This is a genomic window from Amycolatopsis sp. FU40 (genome assembly GCF_021903635.1).
In the GTDB taxonomy this organism is placed as follows: Bacteria; Actinomycetota; Actinomycetes; order Mycobacteriales; family Pseudonocardiaceae; genus Amycolatopsis; species Amycolatopsis dendrobii.
The window spans coordinates 4,155,216-4,173,570 of the sequence record NZ_CP091381.1 but is presented as its reverse complement, the minus strand read 5'-3'; the positions used below and the strand labels follow the sequence as shown (position 1 = coordinate 4,173,570).

The 18,355-nt window shown below is 70.0% G+C and carries 17 protein-coding genes; 11 read left to right on the top strand and 6 right to left on the bottom strand.

Annotated elements, in window-relative coordinates:
• Positions 1 to 50 precede the first annotated feature (50 nt).
• From L3Q65_RS19995 to L3Q65_RS19975, 5 genes are all read left to right on the top strand, one after another.
• Positions 51 to 3,365 carry a DUF885 family protein gene (locus tag L3Q65_RS19995; protein WP_237600530.1) on the top strand — a complete coding sequence of 1,105 codons (3,315 nt, stop codon included), beginning with the start codon at positions 51 to 53 and terminating at the stop codon, positions 3,363 to 3,365.
• Positions 3,362 to 4,561 (top strand): fumarylacetoacetase, encoded by a 1,200-nt coding sequence (gene fahA, locus L3Q65_RS19990; RefSeq protein WP_237600529.1) that lies wholly within the window; start codon positions 3,362 to 3,364, stop codon positions 4,559 to 4,561. Before L3Q65_RS19995 ends, fahA begins: the two co-directional genes overlap by 4 nt.
• Before the next feature lie 84 nt (positions 4,562 to 4,645).
• On the top strand, positions 4,646 to 5,686 hold the full coding sequence (locus tag L3Q65_RS19985; RefSeq protein ID WP_182893338.1) for an LLM class F420-dependent oxidoreductase: 1,041 nt from the start codon (positions 4,646 to 4,648) through the stop codon (positions 5,684 to 5,686).
• A 159-nt stretch (positions 5,687 to 5,845) separates the two neighbouring features.
• Complete coding sequence (locus L3Q65_RS19980; protein WP_182893337.1) at positions 5,846 to 6,808, top strand: Ppx/GppA phosphatase family protein; 963 nt, start codon at positions 5,846 to 5,848, stop codon at positions 6,806 to 6,808.
• Between the two features lie 41 nt (positions 6,809 to 6,849).
• Positions 6,850 to 7,053, top strand: coding sequence for a hypothetical protein (locus tag L3Q65_RS19975; protein WP_182893336.1), 204 nt, complete (start codon positions 6,850 to 6,852; stop codon positions 7,051 to 7,053).
• A 39-nt stretch (positions 7,054 to 7,092) separates the two neighbouring features.
• On the opposite strand, the gene L3Q65_RS19970 is transcribed toward L3Q65_RS19975, so the two are convergent.
• From L3Q65_RS19970 to L3Q65_RS19950, 5 genes are all read right to left on the bottom strand, one after another.
• Positions 7,093 to 9,462 carry a glycoside hydrolase family 65 protein gene (locus L3Q65_RS19970; protein WP_237600528.1) on the bottom strand — a complete coding sequence of 790 codons (2,370 nt, stop codon included), beginning with the start codon at positions 9,460 to 9,462 and terminating at the stop codon, positions 7,093 to 7,095.
• A complete protein-coding gene (locus L3Q65_RS19965) occupies positions 9,459 to 10,190 on the bottom strand; it encodes an HAD family phosphatase (protein WP_182893334.1) in 732 nt (243 codons plus the stop codon). Before L3Q65_RS19965 ends, L3Q65_RS19970 begins: the two co-directional genes overlap by 4 nt.
• A gap of 145 nt (positions 10,191 to 10,335) precedes the next feature.
• Entirely contained in the window at positions 10,336 to 11,493 is a 1,158-nt protein-coding gene (locus tag L3Q65_RS19960; RefSeq protein ID WP_220507807.1) for an ROK family protein, read from the bottom strand.
• A gap of 228 nt (positions 11,494 to 11,721) precedes the next feature.
• The gene (locus tag L3Q65_RS19955) at positions 11,722 to 13,026 is read right to left on the bottom strand and encodes a carotenoid oxygenase family protein (protein ID WP_237600527.1); all 1,305 of its coding nucleotides are present in this window, start codon (positions 13,024 to 13,026) and stop codon (positions 11,722 to 11,724) included.
• Positions 13,027 to 13,030: 4 nt separating this feature from the next.
• Positions 13,031 to 13,591 carry a hypothetical protein gene (locus tag L3Q65_RS19950; RefSeq protein WP_182893331.1) on the bottom strand — a complete coding sequence of 187 codons (561 nt, stop codon included), beginning with the start codon at positions 13,589 to 13,591 and terminating at the stop codon, positions 13,031 to 13,033.
• A gap of 89 nt (positions 13,592 to 13,680) precedes the next feature.
• Between L3Q65_RS19950 and L3Q65_RS19945 the strand changes: the two genes are divergently transcribed.
• Together L3Q65_RS19945 and L3Q65_RS19940 are read left to right on the top strand one after the other, a co-directional pair.
• Positions 13,681 to 14,205 (top strand): PadR family transcriptional regulator, encoded by a 525-nt coding sequence (locus L3Q65_RS19945; protein WP_182893330.1) that lies wholly within the window; start codon positions 13,681 to 13,683, stop codon positions 14,203 to 14,205.
• A complete protein-coding gene (locus tag L3Q65_RS19940; protein WP_237600526.1) occupies positions 14,160 to 14,765 on the top strand; it encodes an NUDIX hydrolase in 606 nt (201 codons plus the stop codon). Before L3Q65_RS19945 ends, L3Q65_RS19940 begins: the two co-directional genes overlap by 46 nt.
• 23 nt (positions 14,766 to 14,788) lie before the next feature.
• Here the strand turns inward: L3Q65_RS19940 and mgrA are convergent, their stop codons facing one another.
• A complete protein-coding gene (gene mgrA, locus L3Q65_RS19935; RefSeq protein ID WP_237600917.1) occupies positions 14,789 to 15,781 on the bottom strand; it encodes an L-glyceraldehyde 3-phosphate reductase in 993 nt (330 codons plus the stop codon).
• A gap of 208 nt (positions 15,782 to 15,989) precedes the next feature.
• On the opposite strand from mgrA, the gene L3Q65_RS19930 reads away from it, so the two are divergent.
• The 4 genes from L3Q65_RS19930 to L3Q65_RS19915 are packed head-to-tail and all read left to right on the top strand — an operon-like array spanning position 15,990 to position 18,351.
• On the top strand, positions 15,990 to 16,349 hold the full coding sequence (locus L3Q65_RS19930) for a hypothetical protein (protein WP_182893328.1): 360 nt from the start codon (positions 15,990 to 15,992) through the stop codon (positions 16,347 to 16,349).
• Positions 16,346 to 17,089, top strand: coding sequence for a hypothetical protein (locus L3Q65_RS19925; protein WP_237600525.1), 744 nt, complete (start codon positions 16,346 to 16,348; stop codon positions 17,087 to 17,089). Before L3Q65_RS19930 ends, L3Q65_RS19925 begins: the two co-directional genes overlap by 4 nt.
• 19 nt (positions 17,090 to 17,108) lie before the next feature.
• Positions 17,109 to 17,873, top strand: coding sequence for a hypothetical protein (locus tag L3Q65_RS19920; protein ID WP_182893326.1), 765 nt, complete (start codon positions 17,109 to 17,111; stop codon positions 17,871 to 17,873).
• Positions 17,860 to 18,351: a hypothetical protein gene (locus L3Q65_RS19915; protein ID WP_182893325.1), complete on the top strand. Its 492-nt coding sequence runs from the start codon at positions 17,860 to 17,862 to the stop codon at positions 18,349 to 18,351. Before L3Q65_RS19920 ends, L3Q65_RS19915 begins: the two co-directional genes overlap by 14 nt.
• The last annotated feature ends 4 nt before the right edge of the window (positions 18,352 to 18,355 follow it).

Below are 18,355 nucleotides of genomic sequence, written 5' to 3'. Positions count from 1 at the left end.
ATTAGGGTCGGCGTCAGCACTCGCTCCGCCTACCCTGGGGGTCCACGCCGATGACCGTCGTTTCCGATCTCGCCGACGAACTCGTCGAGGTGTCGTTCGACCACGAACCGCTCGACGCCGCCATTCTGGGCATCCGGCCGGACGCGCCGGGGCTCGGCGATCCGTCGGCCGCGGCGGAGGCGGCGCTGCGCGAGAAGCTCGCCGGGATCCGGGAGCGGGCCGAGGCGATCGACCCGGCCGGGCTCGACGAGGTCGACCGCGTCACTCGCGACGTCCTGCTCAGCTCCATCGACGGGAACCTCGACCGGATGGACAGCCGGGTCGTCGACTTCACCGTCACCGACCTGTTCGTCGGGCCCGCGTCCGGGCTGCTGTCCGCGCTGCCGATGGTCACCGTCACCGCGGAAACCGCGGAGGCGCATCTCGGCAGGCTCAGCGCGATCCCCGAGTACCTCCGCGCTGTCGCACACCGGCACCGCGACGGCATCGCCGCGGGGCTGCTGCCGATCGAACGCCTGGTCAAGGCCGCGATCGCGCACCTCGACCGCTACCTCGCCGAGCCCGAGAACGACCCGCTGCTGCGCCAGTCCGCGCCGGACGCCGAGTTCGCCGCCCGCCGCGAGCAGATCCTCCGCGACGTCGCCCGGCCCGGTTTCCGCGAGTACCGCGACTTCCTCGAGGCCGAGGTCCTCCCGCACGGCCGCCCGGACGACAAGGCAGGCGTCTCCTGGCTCCCCGGCGGCGACGAGATCTACGCCCGCCTCGCCCGCACCCACACCACCAGCGACCGCACCCCGCAGGAGCTGCACGACACCGGCCTCGCGATCATCGCGGGCCAGGTCGAGCAGTACCAGGCCCTCGGCGAGCGCGTGTTCGGCACGCGCGAGCTGCCGGAGATCTTCGAGCGGCTGCGCACCGACCCGAAGCTCCGCTGGACGAGCGCCGGGGACCTCCTCGAAACCGCCCGCACGGCCATCTCGCGCGCCGCGGCCGAGGCGCCGAACTGGTTCGGCCACATCCCGCAGCACCCGTGGACCGTCGAGGCGGTGCCGGAGGATTCCGCGCCCGGCGCGCCCCCGGCGTACTACATGCCGCCCGCCGCGGACGGGTCCCGGCCGGGCGTCTACTTCGCGAACACCCATCAGGCCACCGAACGGTTCCGGCACACCGCCGAGGTCATCGCGTTCCACGAGGCGATCCCTGGCCACCACTTCCAGCTCAGCACCGCGCTCGACCTCGCCGACCTGCCGCTGCTGCGCCGGATCGGCAACTTCACCGCCTACGCGGAGGGCTGGGGCCTCTACACCGAGCGCCTCGCCGACGAGATGGGCCTGTACTCCGACGACGTGTCGCTGCTCGGCATGCTGACGATGGAGTCCATGCGGGCCGGGCGGCTGATCGTCGACACCGGCCTGCACGCGCTGGGCTGGAGCCGCCGGCAGGCGGTCGACTACCTGCTGGAGCACACGCCGATGGCGCAGGTCGAGATCGAGTCCGAGGTCGACCGGTACCTCGGCTACCCGGGCCAGGCGCTCGCGTACATGGTGGGGCGGCTGGAGATCGAGCGGCTGCGCAAACAGGCAGAGCAGCGGCTCGGCAGCCGGTTCGACGTCAAGGCGTTCCACGACACGGTCCTCTCCGGCGGCTCCCTTCCGCTGTCGGTGCTGGACGCCGTGGTCACCGGCTGGGCGGCCGGCCACGGCGACACCGTCGCCGGCCTGGCGGACGAACTGGTCGAGCTGGACTTCGAACGGGAACCGCTGGAGCGCACCGTCCTGGGCCTCCCCGGCGACCACACGAAGCTCGCCGACCCGAGTCTCGCCGCCGCGGAGCGCGACCGGGCCAAGTACGCCGCGATCGCCGAACGCGCCGACGCGCTCGACCCGGCCGGGCTGACCGCGTCCGAGGTGATCACCCGCGAGGTGGTGCGCACGCACGCCCGCGGCGCGATCGACACGATCGACTCGCGGCTGTCCGGGTTCGCGGTGAGCGACGGGTTCAGTTCGCCCGCGCTCAACCTCATGACCATCCTTCCCGCGCTGACCCCGGACGACGCGGACAAGGCGCGCGGCTATCTCACCCGGCTGGCGGCGATCGGCGGCTACCTCGACGCGGTGATCGAGGCGCAGCGGACGACCGTCGCGGACGGGTTCGCGCCGCCGGACTTCCTGGTGCGCATCGGGATCGAGTACGTCGAGCGGTACCTCGCGAACGAGGACGGCGACCCGTTCCGCGTCACGCCTTCGGTCGAGGTCGAAGGCTTCGCGGCGGAGTGCGACCGGCTGCTCGCCGAGGTCGTGCGGCCCGCGTACCGCCGCTACCGCGACTTCCTCGCCGAGGACGTGCTGCCGGTTTCGAAGACCGACAGCCAGCCGGGCATCAGCCACCTGCCGGGCGGGCTGGAGAAGTACCAGGGCCTGATCCGCGCGCACACCACCACCGACCGCACCGCGCAGGAACTGCACGACACCGGTCTGCGGATGGGCGAAAAGCTGGCCGAGGAGTATCGCGAACTGGGCTCCCGCGTGTTCGGCACCGGGGAGCTGCGGGAGATTTTCGACCGCCTCCGCACCGACCCGGAACTGCGCTGGCGCGACGGCGAGGAGCTGCTGGAAGGCGCTCGCACCGCCATCGCGCGAGCGGAAACCGTCGCCCCGCAGTGGTTCTCCCGGGTGCCGGACGCGAAGTGCGCGGTCGAGCCGGTCCCGGAGGCGGACGCGGCGAGCGGCACCATCGCCTACTACCTCCAGGCCGCGTTCGACGGTTCCCGGCCCGGCACGTACTACGCCAACACCTACGAGGCGAGTTCGCGGCCGCGGTTCACCAGCGAGGGGATCGCGTTCCACGAGGCCGTTCCCGGCCACCACTTCCAGCTCACGTTCGCGCAGGAACTCACTGATCTGCCGCTGCTGCGCCGGATCGCGCCGTTCAACGCCTACATCGAGGGCTGGGGCCTGTACGCGGAACGCCTCGCCGACGAGATGGGCCTGTACTCCGACGACGTCGCCCGCTTCGGCATGCTCGCCCAGGACTCGATGCGGGCCGGACGGCTCGTCGTCGACACCGGGTTGCACGCGCTGGGCTGGACCCGTCAGCAGGCGGTCGACTACCTGGTCGAGCACACGCCGATGGCGAAGATGGAGATCGAGGCGGAGATCGACCGGTACGTCGCGAATCCGGGCCAGGCGCTGAGCTACATGGTGGGACGGCTGGAAATCCAGCGCGTGCGCGCCGAGGCCGAACAGGCGCTGGGAGACCGGTTCGACATCCGCGCGTTCCACGATGTGATCCTCGGCAACGGAATTCTCCCGCTGTCGGCATTGGACACCGTGGTCGGCGCGTGGATCGCGGAGGCTTCTGCGTGAGCTGGCTCGACCTTCCGGCCGGCACCCTCTTCGGCCTCGGCAACCTGCCCTACGGCGTCTTCTCGCACGGCGAGCGGACCCGCCGGGCCGGTGTCGCGGTCGGAGACCAGGTGCTCGACCTGACCGCGGCGGCCGAGGGGGAGTCCTTCGGCCGCCTGCTCGCCGCGGGCGTGCTGAACCCGTTGCTCGCCGCCGGTCCGGACACCTGGGCCGACGTGCGGGCGCGGGTCCGCGAATGGCTCACCGACCCGCGGCATGCCGACCGGATCCGGCCGCATCTGGTGCCGCGCAAGGACATCGTGAGCCATCTGCCGGTGGAGGTCGCGGATTACGCCGACTTTTACTCCAGCGAGCAGCACGCGCTCAACGCCAGCCGGATCTTCACCGGCGCGGACGATCTGGTGCCGGTGAACTGGAAACACCTGCCGATCGGCTACCACGGCCGCGCGGGCACCGTCGTCGCGTCCGGCACGCCGGTGATCCGCCCGGCGGGGCAACGGAAGCCGCGCAAGGCGACGGAACCGTCGTTCGGCGCGGCCAAGCGGCTGGACTTCGAGGCGGAGGTCGGGTTTGTCGTCGGCGCTCCGTCCGAACTGGGCAAGCCGGTGCCGATCGACGAGTTCCCTCGCCACGTCTTCGGCGTCTGCCTGGTCAACGACTGGTCGGCGCGCGATCTGCAGGGCTGGGAATCGCAGCCGCTCGGCCCGTTCCTCGGCAAATCGTTCGCCACGTCCATGTCGCCCTGGCTGGTTCCGCTGGCCGCGCTGGAGCACGCCCGCGTCCCGCAGCCCGCGCAGGATCCGGAGCCGTTCGCATACCTGCGCGCGGCCGAGCCGTGGAGCCTCGACCTGACGCTGGAAATCCGGATCAACGGCCATCTCGTGTCCAGTCCGCCGTTCGCCACGCAGTACTGGACGGGTGCGCAGCAGCTCGCGCACCTCACCGTGAACGGCGCGAGCCTGCGCACCGGCGACCTGTACGCGTCCGGCACGGTCACCGGCCCGGCGAAGGACCAGCGCGGCTCGCTGCTGGAGCTGAGCTGGGGCGGTCGCGAACCGCTCGCGGTCGGCGAGGAGACCAGGGCGTTCCTGGAAGACGGCGACGAGGTCGTCATCAGCGCCTCCGCACCCGGCCCAGGCGGCGCCCGGATCGGGTTCGGCGAGGTGCGCGGGACGGTGGCGCCCGCTGTGGTGTGACCCACGCCGTAGCGTCGTCACCCGAGCGGCCGCATAATGAGCAAACGCTTAGTCACAGTCGACCGGCACGGGAATGAGGGATCGATGAGGATCGGCACCGGCGTCAGCTACTCGGGCGGGTTCGCCGAAAGCGTCGCGGACATCGTGGAGCTGGAACGGGTCGGGCTCGACATCGTGTTCGTCCCCGAGGCCTACAGCTTCGACGCGGTGAGCCAGCTCGGCTTCCTCGCCGCGAAGACCGAGCGCGTCGGCCTGATGTCGGGCATCTTCCAGATCTACACCCGCACGCCGAGCCTCACCGCGATGACCGCGGCCGGGCTGGACTTCGTGTCCGACGGCCGGTTCACCCTCGGCCTCGGCGCGTCCGGACCGCAGGTCATCGAGGGTTTCCACGGCGTGAAGTACGACGCGCCGATCGGCCGCACCCGCGAGATCATCGAGATCTGCCGCCAGGTGTGGCGGCGCGAGCGCGTCGTGCACGACGGCAAGCACTACACGATCCCGCTGCCCGCGGACCAGGGCACCGGGCTCGGCAAGCCGCTCAAGCTGATCAACCACCCGGTGCGCGAGCGGATCCCGGTCGTGCTCGCCGCGCTCGGGCCGAAGAACGTCGCGCTCGCCGCCGAGCTCGCCGAGGGCTGGCAGCCGATCTTCTTCCACCCGGAGAAGGCCGCCGACGTCTGGGGCGCCTCGCTGGCCGAGGGCAAGGCCAAGCGCGACCCGGAGCTGGGCGAGCTGGACGTGTTCGCCGCGCCGCCGCTGGCCATCGGCGACGACGTCGAGGGCCTGCTCGACTGGGTGCGCCCGGTGTTCGCGCTGTACATCGGCGGGATGGGCGCGCGCGGCAAGAACTTCTACAACACGCTGGCCTGCAACTACGGCTACGAGGCCGAGGCCAAGAAGATCCAGGACCTCTACCTCGACGGCAAGAAGGAAGAAGCCGCCGCGGCGGTCCCGGCGGAGCTGCTGCGCGCCACGTCGCTGGTCGGTCCGGCGGGGTATGTGAAGGAGCGGCTGGCGGCGTTCAAGGAGGCCGGCGCGACGACCCTGGCGGTCAACCCGCTGCAGCCCGGACGCGAGGCGCGAGTGGCCGCTGTCGCCAAGCTGAAGGAGCTGCTCGGGTAGGTCCGCTATGATGCGGGCTACTGAGAGTGTGAAAAAACCGCACTTCAGGTCGATGCCGCCGTCGAAATGCCGTCAACTCCCCGCGCGGGGCGCGAAGTCGGGAGTAAGAACGGGTTCAACGGGGAATCCGGGCGGGGCGAAAGCGAGGTAGGCCGGGCTGTGCGCAGAATCGAAGGATCCGCCGCCGCGGTGCTGGACGTGGGTTCGTTCAGTGCCCGGCTTGTCGTGCTCGAACCCGGCGGATCCCCGATCGACCCGGCATTGACGCACCAGACCCGGCTGCGGCTGGACCGCGAGCTGGACGACGACGGACGGCTCAGCGAACGCGGCATCGCCGCCATCGCCAAGGCCGTCGCGAACGGGATGGAATTCGCCCGCGAGCACGGCGTCGAGGACGTATTTCCGCTGGCCACGTCGTCTATTCGGGACGCGGTCAACTCCCGCGACGCGGTCCGTGCGGTCGCCAGGGAAACCGGGGTCGAACTGCGGTTCCTCTCCGGCCGCCGGGAGGCGGAATTGACTTACGTCGGCGCGCGCCGCTGGTACGGCGCGTCCGGCGGCCCGCTGCTGGCGCTCGACATCGGCGGCGGCACGGTCGAGCTGTCCGCCGGAGCGGGCGAGCAGGCCACTTTCGCGCGGTCGCTGCCTCTCGGCGCCCGGTCGGTCACGCGCGATTGGCTGCCCGCCGAACCGCCGGTGCGCAGCAAGCAAGTGCGTGCGCTGCGTGACCACGTGCTGGAGGAAGTCTCCGCCGCCTTGGGCGATGTGAAGGACGAGCTGGCCGAACACCGGGTGGTCGGCTGTTCGAAGGTGCTGCGGCAGCTGGCCCGGCTGGCCGGCGACCGTCCGGGCAAGGCCCGCGAGCTGCACCTGGACGACGTGCGCGCGTGGATTCCGCGGCTGTCGGCGATGCCGTTCGCGCGGCGCGCGCAGCTGCCGGGGATTTCGCGGCAGCGGGCGCAGCAGGCGCTCGGCGGCGCGGTCGTCGCGGAGGCGTTGCTGACGGTCGCGGGCGGGAGCCTGTCGATCTGCCCGTGGTCGACCCGGGACGGGCTGCTGCTGACGCTGCTGGATCAGCTCACGGACGCGACCGGCAAGCAGCGCTCGCGTCCGGCCGCGTGAACTCCCTGGTGCGCGGGCGGTAAACCGGGTATCCCGGAACCATGACCCCGCGCAGCGAATTCCTTCCCCGCGACCGGTCCGAGGACGACGACGAGGAAACGCCGTTCCCCGCGCGCCGCAAACGCGACCTGCCGGACTCGGACGAGCTGGCCGGCGAGGTGGCCACCGCGCCGGGGCCGGATCTGAGCCCGTCCCGCACCGACGAGGTGCCGCGGGTGCCGGGCACGGACGAAACGCCGTCGTGAGCGGCGATGCCGGTGAGCACCGGCATCGCCGCTCACGAGTCAGACGTGGTCGTACTGCCGCACCTTCGACGCGTCGCGGCGCGCCGGTGCCCGGCCGATCGGCTGGACCGGCGCGGGGCCCGGGTCCAGCTTCGGGATCGGCAGCTCCACCGGGTCCTCGGTCACCGTGAACCGTTCGCCGTGGTGGATCAGGTCCAGCGGCGGCCCGTTGAGCACCCGGTACGTCGCCGCGCCGTGCCGGATCGACACCTGGAACCGGGTTTCGCGGAAGGCGAGGCGGAAGGTGAGGCCGCCGAGTTCGTCGGGCAGCCGGGGCGCGAAGGACAGCTGGCCGCCGTAGTCGCGGAAGCCGCCGAATCCGGCCACCGCGGCTTGCCACGCGCCGGCCAGTGACGCCATGTGCAGGCCGTTGCGGACGTTGTTGTGCACGTCGTGCAGGTCAGTCAGCGCGGCTTCGGCGAGATAGTCGTAGGCCAGTCGCAGGTGACCGACCTCGGCGGCGATGACGGCCTGCGTGCCCGCGGACAGCGAGGAATCGCGGACTGTCCGTGCTTCGTAGTAGGCGAAGTCGCGGGCTTTTTCCTCCGGGCTGAACGAATCGCCGCACAGGTGCAGGGCGAGCACGAGGTCGGCCTGCTTGACGACCTGCTTGCGGTACAGGTCGAAGTACGGGTAGTTCAGCAGCAGCGGGTAGAAATCCTCGTCGGTGGCGGCGAAATCCCACTCGTCGTGCTGCAGGAAGCCTTCCGACTGCGGGTGCACGCCGAGTTCCTGGTCGTACGGCAGCGCCATCGCGTCCGCCGCGGCGCGCCAGGAATCGATCTCGGGAGCGTCCACTTCGAACTGTTCGGCGAGGTCGGGATGCCGTCGGCACACCTCCGCCGCGGCGAGCAGGTTCCTGCGCGCCATCAGGTTCGTGTAGACGTTGTTGTCCGCCACTGCGGAGTACTCGTCCGGCCCGGTGACACCGTCGATGCGGAAGTGCCCGTGGTGGTCGAAATGCCCGAGGGACGCCCACAGCCGCGCGGTTTCCAGCAGCAGTTCCGCGCCGCAGGTGCGTTCGAAATGCTCGTCCTGGGTGGCGTTCACGTACCGCACGACGGCGTCGGCGATGTCCGCGCTGACGTGGAACGCGGCGGTGCCCGCGGGCCAGTACGCGGAGCATTCGGCGCCGTTGATGGACCGCCACGGGAAAGCCGCGCCGCGCAAGCCCAGCTGGGTCGCGCGTTCTTTGGCTTTGTCTATTGTGGAGTGCCGCCAGCCGAGCGCGTCGCGGGCGGCGTCCGGCATCGTGTACGTCAGGACCGGCAGGACGAACGTCTCGCTGTCCCAGAACGCGTGCCCGTCGTACCCCGGTCCGGTGAGGCCTTTTCCGGCGATCGCACGGGTTTCGCCGCGGGCGCCGGCCTGCAGCAGGTGGAAGAGCGCGAACCGGACGGCCTGCTGGAGCTCCGGGTCGCCGTCGATTTCGATGTCCGAAGTGGCCCAGAAGTCGTCCAGGAACTGGCGTTGCTCGGCGGCCAGCCCCTTCCATCCGGTCTGCCGCGCGCCCGCGAGCGCGGCTTCGACCTGCGCCCGCAGCGCCGGGGCGGACCGTTGCGCGGACCAGCCGTAGGCGAGGAATTTGGTGACCTGCAGGCGCCCGCCCTTGGGCACGTCGACCGCGGCGGTGAGCCGGGCGAGGTCCTCCTCGGCGTGGATGCGGGTGCGCAGGCCGTCGTCGACCTCGATCTTGTGGTCCATCGCGGCGGCGACCCGCAGCCCGGACATCCGGGTCTGGTGCACCAGCACGGCCTGGTAGCCCGCGGCGTGGCTGAACTCGCCGACCAGCGGCGCGTCGAGCGCGGCGGCGACGCGCGGGTCGTGCGTGTCGGACTCGACCGGTTCGTTGGCCAGCAGGTCGGACTGCACGACGAGCTGCAGGTCCTCGTCGAGCGGTTCGACCTCGTAGCGGATCGCGGCGACCGCGCGCTGGGTGAAGGAGACCAGCCGTTCGGTGGTCACCCGCACGCGCCTGCCGGTGGGGGAGGACCATTCGGTGACGCGCCGCAGCGTGCCGCGGCGGAAGTCGAGCACGCGGTCGTGCGCGGTCGCGATGCCGTAGCGCATGTCCAGCGGCTCGTCCTCGACCAGCAGCCGGATGATCTTGCCGTCGGTCACGTTGACGACGGTCTGGCCTTCCTCCGGATAGCCGTAACCGCCTTCGGCGTAAGGGAGTTCGTGCTGTTCGTAGAAGCCGTTGAGATACGTGCCGGGCAGCCCGCGCGGTTCGCCTTCCTCAAGCGTGCCGCGCAGTCCGATGTGTCCGTTCGACACCGCGAAGGCGGATTCGGTGCGTTGCAACGCATCCACGTCGAGACCGCGCCAGCGCAGCTCCCACGGCGCGCATTCGTAACCGGATTCCGTCACTTGTCCTCCAGCAACTCGGCGAGGTCGTCCACCACGACGTCGGCGCCGTGCGCGCGCAGTGCTTCGGCCTGGTTCTCGCGGTTGACGCCGACGACGTAGCCGAAACCGCCCGCTTTGCCTGCCTGGACGCCGGATTGTGCGTCCTCGAACACCACCGCCTGCTTCGGATCCACGCCGAGTGCCTTGGCTCCGGCGAGGAACGAATCGGGCGCGGGCTTGCCTTTCAAGTGGTCTCGGCGGATGACCAGGCCGTCTACGCGGGCTTCGACGAAGCGGGAGAGGTCGGCGGCGGCGAGGACTTTTTCGCCGTTCGCGGAGGAGGTGACTACGGCGATCCTGAGCCCGGCTTGCTTCGCTGCTTCGAGGTAGCGCACGGAACCGGGGTAGGGGTTCACGCCGCGTTCGTCGATGATTTTCAGGACGAGTTCGTTTTTGCGGTTGCCGATGCCGTTGACGGTCGGCGCGTCGACGGGGTCGTCGGGGGTGCCTTCGGGGAGGTCGATTCCGCGTGAGCGAAGGAATTCCCGGACTCCGTCGGCTCGGGGGCGGCCGTCCACATAGGTCGCGTAATCGGAGTCGGTGAATTCTCGGAAGTTCGCGGCGTCACGGGTGCGCAGGTATTCGTCGAACGTCCGTTTCCACGCCTCGCGGTGGAGCACGGCCGTCCCGGTCAGTACGCCGTCCAGGTCGAAGAGGCAGGCGGTGATGGTGTCGGGCAGTCCGATCATGCCTGCAAGGTACCGGTCTCGGGTGAGGTTCGCGGGCTGTTGGGCGGGCGGGGTGTTGGGGGGTGCTTGGCTGAGGCGGTGCGGCGGTGCGGTTTTAGTGCTGTGAGGGGACCCCTGAGTTCCTCCGGGGTCCCCTCACGGAACGTTAGGCGGCGCCTACCCGGCGGTCGAAGACCAAGCGTTCCGCGGCGCGCAGGCCGACGCTGATGGCGCCGGTGAGGACGCCGTCGTCGCCCAGTTCGCCTTGCACCACAGTCGTTGTGAGCGGGGTGAAGGCGCGGAGGGCTCGGTCGATGGGTTCCAGCAGCAGGTCTGCTGCCGTTCCGACGCCGCCGCCCAGGACGATGAGTTCTGGGTCGATTACCGCGGCTACCGAGGCGACGGTGTAGGCGAGGCGGTCGGCCTCCGCGGACACTGCGCGTTGGGCCAGTTCGTCACCCTCGCGGGCGAGGCGGAAGACTTCGCGCGCCGATCGCGCTGTGCCCAGGCCGAGTTCGCGGGCGCCGCGGACCACCGACTGAGCGGCGGTGGCCTCCTCCAGATGTCCGCGCGCGGGCGGTTCGCCGGGTTCGTCGGACACGCGGGTGCGACCGTAAGGCAGGTAGCCGATTTCGCCCGCCGCACCGGTGGCGCCGCGGAAGACCCGGCCGTCCACCATCAGTCCCATGCCGACGCCGGTGCCGATGGTGATGCAGCCGACCACCGACGCTCCGCGGGCGGCGCCGCTTTCCCATTCGCCGACCGCGGTGAGGTTCGCGTCGTTCTCCACCACCAGTTCCGGGCCGAGGACCTGTTCCAGGTCGTCGAGCAGGCCGGGACGGCCCCAGCCGGGCAGGTTCGGCGCGTGCCGGAAGCAGCGTTTCACCGGGTCCGCGACGCCGGGGGAGCCCAGCACGCGGACCACGATGTCGTCGTTCGTCAGGCCCGCCTCGGCCACGATGTCCGTCGCCAGTTTGCCCAGCGCGGAGATCAGCGCGCTGCCGGAGCGGGCCGTGTTGCGCACGTCGCGCCGGGCGACCGTGGTGCGGCCCAGGTCGGCGACCGCGACCCGGATGTGCTCGCGGCCGATGTCCAGGCCCAGCACGTACCCCGCGGTCGGGTCCGCCTCGTAGAGCACCGCCGAACGGCCGGTGCCGGTGGACGTGTGCCCGGTCGCGCGGGCGAGCCCGGCGGCCTCCAGCGCCAGCAGCGCCTGGCTCACCGTCGGCTTCGACAGCCCGGTGTCCTTCGCCACCTGCGGCCGCGTCGCGGGCCCGCCGCGGCGCAGCAGGTCGAGCACCGCCCGCTGGTTGATCATGCGCATCCCGGCCGGGGTGCCGACCGGTGGTGTACCCGACCCTGCCACCTGCTGAGTTTCCTTCCCGTTCGGACTTCCGTCCTGCCACGGTAACCGGATTCGCCCCGCTTTGGCAGGAAAGTTTCTTTTCTTCCGGCTCGGGAGGGCAGGCGGGAGGTCTTGCCCGACGATACGGGCTCGGCGGGCGGAACCCGGGGACGGCACGCAGAGTTTGCTTCCCGCTGGCTGACCGGATCAGGCGTCGGGCAGCCAGTTGCCGTGGAAGCCGGCGGGCACGCGGCCGGGCAGGCGGACCGTCGCGACCGGGTCGGCTTCGAGGTCCTGCGCGTCGAGCACCACCAGATCGCTGCGGTCGTTCGGTCCGTCGTAGACGTAGGCGAGCAGCCAGCCCGCGCCGTCCGGACGATCGTCCGCCGGAACGAATACCGCTTCGCCGGGGATGTGCCCTTGCGGGAACAGATGCTCGCGCGAGGAGTTCGTGTGCAGGTCGTAGCGGCGCAGCACGAGCGGACCCTGCGGACCGTGCCGTCCGGTGACGTGCCCGAAGCGGGCGTCGAGCCCGGCGAGCCGGTCGTCGATGCGGGGGAACTCGCCGTCGCGGTCATCGAGGAGATCCTCGGCGACAGTGCCCGCGCGCGGGTCGATCGTCCACCGCCACAGCGCGCCCTTCGGATCAGGGACGCCCGGCTTGGACAGATGCTCGTACCGGACGACGTGCACCACGATCCGGCCGTCGGCGGTGTCGTGCGCGTTGAGGGTGTGGAAGACGTAGCACGGGTCGATCCCGAACCAGCGCACGCCGTCCCCCGGCCGGTCGCGGCTGAGCAGGCCGAGGCGCGCGCCGTACGTATCGCTCCAGCGGTACGGGATGCCGCCGTCGGTTCCGTGGTCGAACACCACCGGAAGGTCGAAGAAGACCACGTGCCGCCGGGTGAGCGCGAAATCGTGCATCATCGTCAGCCCGGGAACGTCGATCGGCTGCCGCAGCACGAGTTCCCCGGCGGCGTCGGCGCGGTAGTAGCTCACGTGCGGGGCGGTGATGCTGCCGTAGCCGAAGAAATGCAGTTCGCCGGTTTCCGGGCAGATCTTGGGATGCGCGGTCATCGCATCGGCGAGCTTGCCGTCGAAATCGTAGACGCCGACGGTGTCGAGATCCGTGGTGATTTCGTACGGCAGCGAGGATTCCACGAGCGCGAGCGTGCGTCCCGCGTGATTGACGACGTGGGTATTGGCGACGCTCCACCGGAGATTCCGCGTTCCGTCCGCGTTGTAAAGCGCCGGATCCGGGATGTCGAAGCTCTCGGTGCGCACCCAGCGATTGCGATACCAGGCGGCACGGCCGTTTTCGAGCCGTACGCCGTGCACCATGCCGTCGCCGGTGAACCAATGCGCGCTGTCCTGGCGCGGATTCGGCCCGTTGCGCAGATACCAGCCGCTGAGTTCCGGCGGGAGCGCACCGGTGACCGGGAGGTCGTAGGCGGTGAGTTCGTCGTGGACCGGGGCGTAATGGTCCTTGAGGTGGAAATCTGTGGTGGCCATGGATTCACGCGGCTTTCTGGGCGCGGGCCCGGACGATGCGCGGATAGCGGACGGTGAACGAGATCGGAATCGCGAAGCCGAGCACCTTGATGACGATCAAGCCGATGGTGTTGTGCGGCGCGTAATGCAGCAGGACGGCCTCGGCGATTCCGGCGACCGTGAAACTGGCCGCCCACACCGCGGTGATGACGACGTTGACCCGGCGGAATACCGCGGTAGCGGCGATTTCCGGCGGAACCATGGTCTTCGCGATCCCGAGCGTGAACGGCCGTTTCGCGGCGAGCGACCCCCAGGCGGTCGCCGCCAGCCAAAGATCGGTGAGCGCGCCGACGTAATCCCGCAGCGGCGAGGCGGGATCGCTGAACGACCAGAGCGAAAGCGCCGCGAAGAAAACGACCGCGGAGACCTCGATGAACAGCGTGTCCCAGCCCTTGCCGCGCCGGCGTTCGAGCAGGAGCAGTCCGCCCGCGAGCACCAGTCCGGTCAGCCCGGACCACCGCCAGTCGGCCTGCGTGGACACGACCGCGAAGGCGATCCACGGAAGGAAACTCTTCAGGTAGTTCATCGGTGCCCCTCGCTCACGTTCCTGTAGTGACATGTCAAAGCTAGAACGTCCGGAGTGCACATGTCAATAGTGGAAGGTAGGGTGGGCGCATGACCTTGCGACACGCGGTGCTGGGACTGCTCGCCGCCGCCCCTGGAAGCGGCTACGACCTGCTGAAACGCTTCGAAACGGCGATGTCGAGCGTCTGGACGGCCACGCAGAGCCAGCTGTACGGGGAACTGGGCAAGCTCGAGAACGCGGACCTGATCAAGGTCTCCGCGGAGGGTCCGCGCGGCCGCAAGGAGTACGCGATCACCGACGCCGGCCGGTCGGAATTGCGCAAGTGGCTGCTGGAGGAGCGGCCGCCGGCGGCGCGGCGGAACGAGATGCTGCTGCGGGTGTACTTCCTCGGCGAGGTCACGCCGGAGGAGGCCCGCGGATTCCTGCGCAGGCACGGCGCTTTCGCCGAGGGGCTGGTCGACGAACTGGCGGCGATCGACGCGTCAGTGGACTGGGACGACAGCGATCCGTCGCTGTACGGCCGCCTCGCGCTGGAATGGGGCAAGCGGTACGCGGCGATGGAACGCGATTGGGCGGACTGGGCGGCGGAGACGATCCGCGCGGCCCGCGGCTGATCATGACCGACCACCCAGCCTGCCACTGCGGCGACGAGGCCGGTTTCGCGCGCGACCTTCGGGACGAGGGCGAGCCGGAAGCCGAGTTCAACCCTGGTATCGCGGCCCGGTTTCCGCGGAAGAACGCGGCCGCGGGAGCTCTTGTGCGCGACGAGCACGGCCGGATCCTGTTCGTCTGCCCGACCTACAAGCCGTTCCTGGAGATTCCGGGCGGCTTGGTCGAGGACGACGAATCACCGCTGGCGGCGTGCCGTCGCGAGGTCCGCGAGGAACTCGGCATCGACGCGCCGGTCGGACGCCTTCTCGTCGTCGATTGGCTGCCCACGCACGGCGTCTGGCGGGACAGCGTGCAGTTCATCTTCGACGGCGGCGTCCTGAGCCGCGAGCAGATCGGCGCCATCCGGCTGGCCGCGGACGAAGTGAGCCGGTTCGAGTTCCTTGGCCTCGAAGCCGCGCGATCGCGATTGCGGCCCTCGAAGGCTCGCCGGGTTGCTCTGGCGCACCAAGCGTTTCTGGACGGGGAGACGGTCTACGGCGAGTTCGGCCGGAGGCTCGGGTAGCCCCTCGCCTCCGGCCGTGCCGGTCATCCGTCAGAAGACCGCTTCCAGATGTTGATGCCTTCTTCGGTGGCGTGCTGGTCGATCTCGGCCAGTTCCTCCGCGGTGAACGAAAGGTTGTCCAGCGCGGCGACGTTGTCCTCCAGCTGCTGCACGCTGCTGGCGCCGATCACCAGCGACGTCATCCGCGGATCCCGCAGCGCCCACGCCAGCGCGAGCTGCGCCAGGGTCTGCCCCCGCCGCGCCGCGATCTCGCCCAGCGCCCGGATCTTGCCGAGCTTCTCCTCGGTGATCGTGTCCGGGTTCAGCGATTTCCCTTGCGCCGCGCGAGAATCCGCGGGCACCCCGGACAGGTACTTGTCCGTCAGCAATCCCTGCGCCAGCGGGGAAAACGCGATGCACCCGGCCCCGGCCTGCTCCAGCGTCCCGAGCAGATCGTCCGTCTCGGTCCAGCGGTTGAACATCGAGTACGACGGCTGGTGGATCAGCAGCGGCGTGCCCAGTTCCCGCAGCAGCTGCGCGGCTTCCGCGGTCCGCGCGGAGTTGTAGGACGAGATCCCGACGTACAGCGCCTTGCCGGACCGGACCGCGCGGTCGAGCGCGCCGACGGTCTCCTCCAGCGGCGTCTCCGGGTCGAACCGGTGCGAGTAGAAGATGTCGACGTAGTCCAGTCCCATCCGCCCGAGCGACTGGTCGAGGCTGGCCAGCAGGTACTTCCGCGAACCCCATTCGCCGTACGGCCCGGGCCACATGTCGTAGCCCGCCTTCGTGGAGATGACCAGCTCGTCGCGGTAGGGCTTCAGGTCGCTCGCCAGCAGCCGGCCGAAGTTCTCCTCGGCGCTGCCGTACGGCGGGCCGTAGTTGTTGGCCAGGTCGAAATGCGTGATGCCGAGGTCGAAGGCGCGCCGGACGATGTCGCGCTGGACGGTGAGCGGGCGGTCGTTCCCGAAGTTGTGCCACAGCCCGAGCGAGATCGCGGGCAGCTTCAGGCCGCTGCGCCCGCAGCGGCGGTAGGGCATCGAGTCGTAACGGGCGTCAGCGGCAGCGTAAGTCACGCCGCGATGCTAGCCGCGAGGCGCTGCCGGGGCCCGCGCACGGTGGGCGACCTCCAGCTCGGCGGGCAAAAGACGGTTTTGCGCGCGACATCCCATTTGACTACGTACTATGCGGGCTGTGGCGCCCGTCACGGGCCGGGCAAGCCGCCAGCGAACGAGGGAGGAACTCGCCATGGCCGGCTACAAGGTCATCACCAGTGCCTTGCGCACCGAAGCGAAGAAGTGGGATCCGCACGCGGAAAAGATCGCCGGTGTGCACACGGCGGTTTCCGGCATGACGCTCGACACCTCGGCCTTCTGGATCGGCGACGGCGTGAACTACTTGCTGACGGCCGAGGTCGCGGCGATCGACAAATCCGCCTACGACCAGCTCCAGCAGTTCATGGAGCAGAAACTCTCCACGGCGGGCGCGACCATGAGCCACATCGGCGACGTGCTGGTCAAGGCGGCCACGACCTACGCCCAGAACGAAAAGATCGTCGAACTCGAGCTCGGCGACTGGTCGAAGAAGATTCCGGAGGGCGAGTCGTGAGCGAGGACGCGGACAGCACCATCGCCGAATTCAACAAACTGATCGACCAGCTGGTCCAGTGGGTCGACGACATGATCGACGGGTTCCGGCGGTTCGTCGAGAAATGGGCGGATTCCCAGTGGCGGTACGTCCTCGGCCCGGCCGTCATCGCCTTCGACCGGGGAATGAAGGAGCTCAACGAGAAGATCACGAAGATCGCCCAGGACGTCCAGAAGATCCTGGACCATTCGACCCCGATCGTCTCGGTCATCGTCCAGGGGTTCTCCTGGCTGGAGAACGCCCAGAAGCCCGCGTCCGAGCTCCAGGGCATCGTCAAAGAACACCCGGACCCGAACTTCGAGTACTGGGAAGGCGCGGCCCGGAACACCTACGACCACGCCGTGGACGCGCAGCACGCCGCGCTGGGCGCGATCAAGACCAAAGCGGACAACATCAGCAGCTGGCTGCTCGACATCGCCAAGGCGAACATCATGTTCGTGAAGGAACTCGGTGACGCCTTCGCCGCGATAGCGGGCGAGTTCGTCGCCCTGCTGGTCGCCGCGGGGAGCATCATCGGCGCGCTGAAAGCCATCGATGAAGGCGGCGAGCTCGTCGAGAAGCTCGTCACCACCGCGGGGGAACGGCTCACCAAGGTGGTGGAGATGTACAGCGAGGCGGTCGGGCGCACGCGCGACGCCACCAGCATCCAGTACGACGGCTCGGAATTTCCGTACGGCAAGTGGCCGAGCATCGCGGGCTAGTCTCCGGAAGGGAACGACAATGACCGACCCGGTCGCCTTGGCGAACACGCTCGACGCGGGACTGGCAGCACTTCGGCACATCGGCGCGCGGCTCGATCGGGCCCCGGCGCCGCAGCCGCTCCCGACCGTCGCCGAACCTGTGCTGGTCGGCACCGGAAAGGCACGCGGTTTCCGTGCGTCCGACCGGACCGGCGTCCTCACGATCACCCTGGACGAGGACCTCAAGCTGGTCGACGCGAGCGTCCTGGACCACTGGAAAACCCAGGTGGAGCCGGCTCTCCTCGGGCAGGCGCTGACGGAGGCGTACCTGGCCGCGCTGGATTCGGCGGTGCAGGAAAGGTCCGCGCGCTTGGCTCCGGAACGGCCGCCTGCCGCGGCTCCGGCCGGCGCCGCGGGCGGGCCCGCGGCTATCCCGACCCTCGACGAAGTCGTCGCGGCGGCCCGGGCCAGCCGGGAGCGCAACGAGAACGAACGGCTCCGGCAGCAGCGGGAGCGCGGCCCGGCCGCGGAGCCGGAACCGCCGCGCGAGGTGAGCGGGGACTTCGGCTATCTGAGCCTCCGCTTCCAGGCCGGCGCGATGATCTCGGCGAGCCCGAACGTCGACGCGCTGGCCAACGCGCGCACGGATTACCTCCGCGACGACATCGAAGCCGCGTTCGGCAACGCGGGGCTGAAATCGCCGCACGCTGTCTCGGAATCGGGCAATGTCCGCCCGGACAAGTCCGCCGGTCGCGAGCACGACGACGAAGAGGACGCGTGGCAAGGGTTCCATGGCAACGCTTAGACGGCTCGCGCCCGGGCTGGCGCTCGTCGTGCTGGCAGCGGGATGCGGCGGCGATCCGGCGGAGACGTTCGCGAAAACGAACGCCTGCGAGTTGCTGGCGACCGCCGCGCGGGGCACGCCGATCGACCCGCGGCACAGCGAGTACAAGCTGGCGGACTCCGGGGCGTCGGGAGGCGTCGGCGGCTGCCGCACCGAGTGGAACCCGCCGTCCGGCAAGCTGACCGGCGGCGACCTGGCCGCGACGCTGGAGCTGGGCGAGGCGGAGGACTGGAGCGGGCACAGCGAAGCGAGCACCCAGGGCGGGCACGAAGTCCGGAAGGACACCACGAAAGCCGGCGGCGGATGCCGGTACCAGGTCCAGATCCCGGACACGGATTCGGCGGTGCGCATCTGGTACCTCGACCGGTCCGTGAGCAACGAAGGGTCCTGCCCGGTGGCGAAGCGGTTGGTGGACCAGGCCATTCCCGGCCTGCCGTAACGCG

Excerpts from the sequence above, each read along its gene's own strand:
- L3Q65_RS19995 (WP_237600530.1), top strand. The coding sequence starts at position 51 with ATGACCGTCGTTTCCGATCTCGCCGACGAACTCGTCGAGGTGTCGTTC.
- L3Q65_RS19985 (WP_182893338.1), top strand. The coding sequence starts at position 4,646 with ATGAGGATCGGCACCGGCGTCAGCTACTCGGGCGGGTTCGCCGAAAGC.
- L3Q65_RS19975 (WP_182893336.1), top strand. The coding sequence starts at position 6,850 with ATGACCCCGCGCAGCGAATTCCTTCCCCGCGACCGGTCCGAGGACGAC.
- L3Q65_RS19965 (WP_182893334.1), bottom strand. The coding sequence starts at position 10,190 with ATGATCGGACTGCCCGACACCATCACCGCCTGCCTCTTCGACCTGGAC.
- L3Q65_RS19960 (WP_220507807.1), bottom strand. The coding sequence starts at position 11,493 with ATGCGCATGATCAACCAGCGGGCGGTGCTCGACCTGCTGCGCCGCGGC.
- L3Q65_RS19955 (WP_237600527.1), bottom strand. The coding sequence starts at position 13,026 with ATGGCCACCACAGATTTCCACCTCAAGGACCATTACGCCCCGGTCCAC.
- L3Q65_RS19950 (WP_182893331.1), bottom strand. The coding sequence starts at position 13,591 with ATGAACTACCTGAAGAGTTTCCTTCCGTGGATCGCCTTCGCGGTCGTG.
- L3Q65_RS19945 (WP_182893330.1), top strand. The coding sequence starts at position 13,681 with ATGACCTTGCGACACGCGGTGCTGGGACTGCTCGCCGCCGCCCCTGGA.
- mgrA (WP_237600917.1), bottom strand. The coding sequence starts at position 15,781 with ATGCCCTACCGCCGCTGCGGGCGCAGCGGCCTGAAGCTGCCCGCGATC.
- L3Q65_RS19930 (WP_182893328.1), top strand. The coding sequence starts at position 15,990 with ATGGCCGGCTACAAGGTCATCACCAGTGCCTTGCGCACCGAAGCGAAG.
- L3Q65_RS19920 (WP_182893326.1), top strand. The coding sequence starts at position 17,109 with ATGACCGACCCGGTCGCCTTGGCGAACACGCTCGACGCGGGACTGGCA.
- L3Q65_RS19915 (WP_182893325.1), top strand. The coding sequence starts at position 17,860 with ATGGCAACGCTTAGACGGCTCGCGCCCGGGCTGGCGCTCGTCGTGCTG.